Source organism: Streptomyces sp. NPDC054840 (genome assembly GCF_053611065.1).
This window is the reverse complement of sequence record NZ_JBSGZP010000422.1, coordinates 1-6,588: the sequence shown is the minus strand read 5'-3', so window position 1 is coordinate 6,588 and position 6,588 is coordinate 1. Positions and strand designations below refer to the sequence as shown.

7 protein-coding genes and 1 pseudogene are annotated in these 6,588 nt (G+C 72.9%); 4 read left to right on the top strand and 4 right to left on the bottom strand.

Translation table 11 applies throughout. The features are described from left to right. The 3 genes from ACWGIU_RS25725 to ACWGIU_RS25715 form a co-directional block, all read left to right on the top strand. Window positions 1–1,050: hypothetical protein (locus ACWGIU_RS25725; protein ID WP_453709527.1), on the top strand; the 1,050-nt coding region annotated here is incomplete at its 5' end. 20 nt (window positions 1,051–1,070) lie between these two features. Continuing rightward, the gene (locus tag ACWGIU_RS25720; protein WP_453709525.1) at window positions 1,071–1,931 is read left to right on the top strand and encodes an Fpg/Nei family DNA glycosylase; all 861 of its coding nucleotides are present in this window, start codon (window positions 1,071–1,073) and stop codon (window positions 1,929–1,931) included. A gap of 26 nt (window positions 1,932–1,957) precedes the next feature. Beyond that, a complete protein-coding gene (locus ACWGIU_RS25715) occupies window positions 1,958–2,344 on the top strand; it encodes a hypothetical protein (protein WP_453709523.1) in 387 nt (128 codons plus the stop codon). A gap of 141 nt (window positions 2,345–2,485) precedes the next feature. On the opposite strand, the gene ACWGIU_RS25710 is transcribed toward ACWGIU_RS25715, so the two are convergent. The 3 genes from ACWGIU_RS25710 to ACWGIU_RS25700 all read right to left on the bottom strand — a co-directional run bounded on the left by ACWGIU_RS25710 (window position 2,486) and on the right by ACWGIU_RS25700 (window position 4,507). After that, window positions 2,486–3,190 carry a DUF4913 domain-containing protein gene (locus ACWGIU_RS25710; protein ID WP_453709521.1) on the bottom strand — a complete coding sequence of 235 codons (705 nt, stop codon included), beginning with the start codon at window positions 3,188–3,190 and terminating at the stop codon, window positions 2,486–2,488. An 84-nt stretch (window positions 3,191–3,274) separates the two neighbouring features. Then, window positions 3,275–3,739 (bottom strand): hypothetical protein, encoded by a 465-nt coding sequence (locus ACWGIU_RS25705; RefSeq protein WP_453709529.1) that lies wholly within the window; start codon window positions 3,737–3,739, stop codon window positions 3,275–3,277. Window positions 3,740–3,967: 228 nt separating this feature from the next. Continuing rightward, complete coding sequence (locus ACWGIU_RS25700; RefSeq protein WP_453709519.1) at window positions 3,968–4,507, bottom strand: sigma-70 family RNA polymerase sigma factor; 540 nt, start codon at window positions 4,505–4,507, stop codon at window positions 3,968–3,970. Window positions 4,508–4,864: 357 nt separating this feature from the next. On the opposite strand from ACWGIU_RS25700, the gene ACWGIU_RS25695 reads away from it, so the two are divergent. Further along, window positions 4,865–6,061 (top strand): CapA family protein, encoded by a 1,197-nt coding sequence (locus ACWGIU_RS25695; RefSeq protein WP_453709517.1) that lies wholly within the window; start codon window positions 4,865–4,867, stop codon window positions 6,059–6,061. Between the two features lie 132 nt (window positions 6,062–6,193). On the opposite strand, the pseudogene ACWGIU_RS25690 reads toward ACWGIU_RS25695, so the two are convergent. After that, window positions 6,194–6,588, bottom strand: a pseudogene (locus tag ACWGIU_RS25690) (universal stress protein); the annotation flags it as partial.

The window sequence follows — 6,588 nt, the reverse complement described above, 5'->3', positions numbered from 1 at the left end:
CTCTACGACTTCGGCTACGCCTGCGTCGAGCGCGGCATAGCCTTCCTCGCCGTCGCACCGCTGCGCGAGGCACTCCGGCTGCTCCCCGGCTCGCGGGCGCTCCTCGCCGAGCTGGTGTCCGCCCTGGAGGACGAGCACCGGCACGCCGAGGCAGCCGCCCTGCTCTCCGGCCGCGGCCCGGCGCTGCCCGCCTGGCCCGAGACGTACCTCCTCGTGCACCACACGCTGCTGGCCGGGGATCTGGACACCGCCAAGCGGATCGGCGGCGGCCTGCCCGCCCCCGAGGACCCCCAGTGGTCCGGGGCGCACGCCCGCCAGAAGCACCGGCTGCACCGCACCGACCACGCCCGCCGGGCCCAGTGCACGGCCGGGCATGCCGATCCGCTGGGCCGCACCGACCTGCGCGGCTGGCACTACGGCCTGACCGGCGGACTCCTGGGCACCCTCTCCGCCTACGGCTGGGACGCCGGGATGACCGGCCGGTTCGCCTACCTCGGGGACACCCACGAGACGTGCCGGTACGGCCTCACCCGCCTGGCACTCGCCCTGGAGGCCGCCGGGCGCCACCCGGCCACGGTCTCGCTGCTGCCCGGCCGGTCCGACCGGATCCTCGGGCTCGCCGCCGCACGGGTGCTGGGGCTGCCCGCCGTACCGTACGAGCCCGCGCGTACGGACACCCTCGTCGTCGCCTACGACCTGAACGCGACCGACCCGGACCTCCTGCGCACCCTGCACGCGCGCGCCGACGGCCAGATCCTGGCCGAGCACGCCACCTGCTGGACCGACCCGCCCGCGGTGAGCGCGGACTTCAGCACGCTGCTGTGCCAGTTCGTCTCCCCGCCGTGGAAGGACGACGTGAGGCCCGAGGAGGAGATCGCCCAGGACATCGCGCACGCCACCGCCGCCCCGGACGGGGGCGACGGCGCTACCCCGCCCGATCCGGACGAGGACTTCCGGGCCTTCGTGACCGCCGTCCGCGACGGCTGGCTCACGTCACCCCGCGACCGCGTCGCCTCGCCCGGACCGGTGCCCAGCTCGCGCTTCGCCTGAGACGGCGGCAGGCTGGGACCATGCCGGAGCTGCCCGAGGTCGAGGCCCTGCGGGAGTACCTCGACGAGCACCTCACCGGGCGGGTGGTCGAGCGCGTCCTCCCGCTCGCGGTGAGCGTGCTGAAGACCTACGACCCGCCGCTGACCGCCCTCGAAGGGCAGCCGGCCGGTGCCCCCGCCCGGTACGGCAAGTTCCTGGCCCTGCCGGTCGGCGAGCTCCACCTCGTCACGCACCTGGCCCGGGCCGGCTGGCTGCGCTGGCAGGACACCCTGCCCGCACAGCCGCCGCGCCCCGGCAAGGGGCCGCTCGCACTGCGCGTCTCCCTCGTGGGCGGCGGAGGCTTCGACCTCACCGAGGCCGGTACGCAAAAACGCCTCGCCGTGTACGTGGTCCGCCGCCCGCAGGAGGTACCCGGCATCGCCCGCCTCGGCCCCGACCCCCTCGCCGAGAGCTTCGACCGGGACGCCTTCGCCGCGCTGCTCGCGGGGGAGCGGCGCCAGATCAAGGGAGTGCTGCGGGACCAGAGCGTGATCGCGGGAATCGGCAACGCCTACAGCGACGAGATCCTGCACGCCGCCAGGGTCTCGCCGTTCAAGCTCGCCGCGTCCTTCACGGAGGAGCAGATCACCCAGCTCTACGAGGCCGTGCGGAGCACCCTGGGCGAGGCCGTCGGCCGGGCCCACGGGGTGGCCGCGGGAAAGCTCAAGGCCGAGAAGAAGAGCGGCCTGCGGGTGCACGGCCGGGCCGGTGAACCGTGCCCGGTGTGCGGGGACACCGTACGCTCGGTGTCCTTCGCCGACTCCTCGCTGGAGTACTGCCCCACCTGCCAGACCGGTGGGAAGCCGCTCGCGGACCGGCGGCTCTCACGCCTCCTCAAATAACCGGTCGCTGCGTAGACTCCGGCACCATGGCCGAGGAGCAGCAGCAGTCGCCGCCCCGGCGAGAGATCGTCACCGGGGTACCCCGGGGCGCCCGTCGCCGCCCGCCCGCGCACACCCCGGCCCGCTCGGAGATCTCCGAGCAGACCACGCTCGGGGCCACCTACGTCCGCGCCCTCATGCGCAGCCAGCTCCGCGCGGCTCTCGGCGCATTGGCGGCGCTCATGTCGCTGATCGGGACCCTGCCGCTGGTGTTCGCGCTCTCGCGCGACGCGTCGGGGCCGCTGATCTGGGTGGCGCTCGGCCTGCTGGTGTACCCGGTGATGTGGCTCGTCGCCCGCTGGTACGTCAGCCGGGCGGAGCGCAACGAGGCGGATTTCACCGGCCTGGTGATGGATCCGGCCGACCGTGGTTAAGGGCTGTCCGCTCATCCCCGGCGGGCGCACGACGACAGCCACGGCGCCCCGCCGCGTTGTCGGAACACCTTCCGATGCGCCGCATCCGACGCCGTTTGCCGGTCCACCGGGGATGACGGGACGGCCCTGGGGCGGGGCGGCCTACGTCGGCTCGTACGGTTCCACCGGAAGGGGGCCGAGCGGCTCCTGCGCGTGCCCCTCGGGCGAGCAGGCGGCGAACGGGCCCTGCCGGGGGTCCATCAGGACCTTGAGGTGCGGATCTGCGTGCTGGATCCACCACGTCGTCATGCCGAGGGCCGAATCGTGCCGCAGGTGCTCCCAGGCCAGCCAGAGCGCGGACAGCCGGGCCCCCGCCTCAGGGTGCTCCCACCAGAGCGGACACCAGGTCGCGGACGTACCGTCCAGGGGGCGGCGGATCACGACCGCCAGGTAGTCGGTGACGAAGGTGAAGACGTCGGCGAAGTAGAACTCGGCCACCTGGCCGTCGGCTTCCGGCGTCGGCGTGCCGGAGACGGAAAGCGGCTCCGGCTCCGGCCTGGGCAGGGGATACAGCGCCAGCAGCGAGCCGAGGGCGTCGTCGCTGCGTCGAAGCTCCGTCAGCAGCCAGCCCAGGAGGAGGTCCTGGGACTCGGCGACCTCGGCGAAGGCGTCAGCCGCGAGGGATGCGACGATCCGCTCCCTCCACTCGTTCAACCGCCTCCTCCAGCGCTCCTCCTCGACGGCCGTCCGGGACCCCGACAGGAAGCGCGCCACCGCCCATTGGTGTTCCTTCCAGGCATCGCCATCGGCTTCGGCCGTCACCCGCGCTGCCACCCGTTGCGCGTTCTCGATCGCTTTGCTGTCCATGGAACTGATGAGCGCCTTTCGAGCCAGGTAAGGAGTTCGCTGATCATATGAGTTCAGCGTCCTGTGCCCGTGCTCCCGGCTTCGTCAGAACAGGTGCATCGCCAAGTGACCGAGGGGCAGTCCGAGTTGCCAGGCCGGGGTCCATACGCGCGCGTTCTCGTCCAGTCCCGGCGGGACGTCGGAGTGGTCGGGCCGCCCGGGGTCGAGGTTGGTGGCGAACAGCTCGGTGCTGTCCAGCCAGCGCCATGCCGCCCGGGCCAGTTCCAGGTCGGGATCCCCGCCGTCGCCGCGCTCCCGGGCCTCCTCGCCGAGCGCGAGGAACCGGGTGTGCACCCAGTCGCGCCACGGGTGTCCGTACGCCGTGAGCGACAGCCACTCGTCGAGCTGCGAGACCACCCGGATGCCGGAGAGTTCGCCGGCCGCGTCCGAGAGGTAGATCGTCAGGGCGAGCGTGTCCCGTCCCGCCTTGAACTCCAGGGTGCTGACCGGGATGAGCCGGCCCGTCCGTAGCAGTTCGTCCGCGATGTACTCGGCGTACAGCCAGGCCATGGGCACCGCGAGCCCGCCGTCACTGGTGCCGTTACTACCCTCGGGCTGCACCGTTCCACCTTCTCCCGCGCTTCGAGCGTCCCGTCGTCAGTCCTGAGCCTTCACCGAGCGGCTCGCGAAGCGGGGGATGTTTACTCAACTTGCACGCTCTGGTGCCGAAATCGACGCGTTTTATGTCCGGTCCGCATCCATTCACGGCGTTAACCGATCCGTAGCCGTGCCGCCGGCTCAGGCGCCGAGGCCGTACCCGTACCCCTGGAGGCCCTTCTTCAGGGCGCGCAGGGCGTAGTACGTGCGGGACTTGACGGTTCCGGCCGGGATGCCGAGCTCGGCGGCGGCCTCGGCCACCGAGCGGTCGCGGAAGTAGACCTGCATCAATACCTCGCGGTGCTCCGGCCCCAGGGATCCCACGGCCCGCCGGACATCGATCGCGGTGACCGATCCGGCCACCGCGTCCTGGGGCTCGGGTGCGTATTCCAGTCCCTCGGGATCCACCTCCAGCGGCCGTGACAGCCGGGCCCGGCGGGCGTCGATCGCGAGCCGCCGGGCCACCGTGAACAGCCAGGGGCGCATGGAGTCGTGCCCGCTGGACAGGGCCTCCGGGTGCTGCCAGACCCGTACGAGGGTCTCCTGTACGAGGTCCTCCGCGCGCTGGGCATCCCCTGCCGTCAGGCCGAGCAGGAATCCGAACAGGGCCCGCCCGTGGTCGCGCTGGAGTTCGGCGAGTGCCTCGGGGTCCGTGCGGGGGCGGGTGGGGGAGAGCGGCACGAGGGGCTCCTTCCGGGGCGCGTGGGGGCCTTGGAGGCGGCGACCCTTCCACCCTGACCTGCACGGAGCCGACCTGGAACCGTCCGGCCCCGGCGGTGCGCCCAAGCACCCGGGTCGTCCGCCGGGCGGCCGTGCCGGTCGGTGAACGGTCGAACGGCGCGGCGAACGGCAGGCGCGCGCATCGCCCACCGCCGGCATCGCTCGCGCGCTCCGTCGCCCGCGCGCTCCGTCAGCCGTGTCCGCCGTTCGGGTGGGCGTGCGCCCGCGCGGCGGATCCGGTCCTTGACTAACGGCGTGTAGTTATGTGGATTGCATGTGATCACATGTCAGATCATCGTATTTACGAGAGCGGGGCACATGACCACGCGAATCCGGCCGCCGGTACTCGCCCTCCTGTCGGCCGTGCTGCTGTCCGCCGCCGGATGTTCGGCCACCGGGACCTCCGCACCCGCCCGCCTCGGGGACTCCGGCGGGCCGGCCGCCCCCTCCAGCGCCGCCGGCTCACGCGCCGCCGAGGGCTTCACACTGGTCGCGAGCGGCGACGTACTGCCGCACACCTCCGTCATCCAGCACGCGGCGAACGACGCGGACGGCGACGGATACGACTTCAGGCCGATGTTCTCCGGTGTCAAGGCCGTGGTCTCCGGCGCCGACCTCGCCCTCTGCCACATGGAGACCATCTACGGGGAGGAGGGCGGGCCCTTCTCCGGCTATCCCGCCTTCACCTCGCCGCCGGAGGTCGCGGACGGGCTGAAGGATGCCGGGTACGACGGCTGCTCGACGGCCTCGAACCACACCCTCGACGACGGGGGCGCCGGGCTGCGCCGCACGCTGGACCGCTTCGACAAGGTCGGCCTGAAGCACGCCGGCTCGGCCCGTACGGCCGCCGAGGCGGCCACGGTGACCACCTACACGGCGGGCTCCGCCAAGGTGGCGCACCTCGCCTACACCTACGACACCAACGGCTACCCGCTGCCCGAGGGCCAGCCGTGGGCGGTCAACCTGATGAAACAGGACAAGATCATCGCGGATGCGCGGGCGGCCCGGAAGGCGGGGGCGGACGTGGTGCTGGTGAGCGTGCACTGGGGCACCGAATGGGAGACCGAACCGGACGGTACCCAGCTCTCGCTCGGCAAGGCGCTGACCGCCGCGGAGACCGGTGGCCGCCCCGACATCGACATGCTCCTCGGCACGCACGCGCACATTCCGCAGCCCTACGAGAAGGTCAACGGGACCTGGATCGTCTACGGCATGGGCGACCAGGTCGCGGGTGAGATGTTCAACTACACGGGCGCGCGCGACATGCGCGGCAACTACGGCTCGATCGGCCGGTTCACCTTCGCCCCGCCGGCCGCCGCAGGACAGCGCTGGCAGGTCACCAAGGCCGAGTTCGTGCCGCAGATGATGGACCTGTCCGCGGGCCGGGTCGTCCACCTGCCCGATGCCCTCGCCGAGGACCCCGGCCGCGAGGACTACGAGCGCGCCCGGGACACCATCAGCGAGGCCGTCCTCAGCCGCGGCGCCGCCAAGGACGGCCTGACCATGGGCAAGTAGACCGAGCGATCCCACGGATCCCACGGATCCCACGGATCCCACGGACCCACGGAACCCACGGACCCACGGATCCCACGGATCAGAGGCCCGCCGGCCCTCAGGCCAGCTGAGACGGATCCGGGCGCCTACGGAAACCACGATGACGGGCCGGCGGCCCGCCTTGACCAGGCGGATCGCCACCGACCCCACGATGCGGTGCCCGCCTGCTCGGACGCGCCGACCACCACCGCGTCCGCCATCCGCTCGTCCGCCGCGCCCACCGGGCCGGCCGGGGGCACCTCCCAGCGGTAGCTGGGGGGCGGGGGGCGCCGCGGAAGGTGGGGAACTGCCGGCGCACCTCGCAGATGCCCTTGGGACGCTCCGCCGACGCGCGGATCCCGGTCACCGGTCCCTCCGCGATCTCCCCGGTGGAGTCCGTCACCGGCGCGCCCGGCGCGGCGCCGCCCGCGATCACCGGCCGGACGTACACCAGGGCCGGCAGGGCGATCTGCCGCCGGGCCGGACCCGCCGCGCGGGCCGCGGCCCGC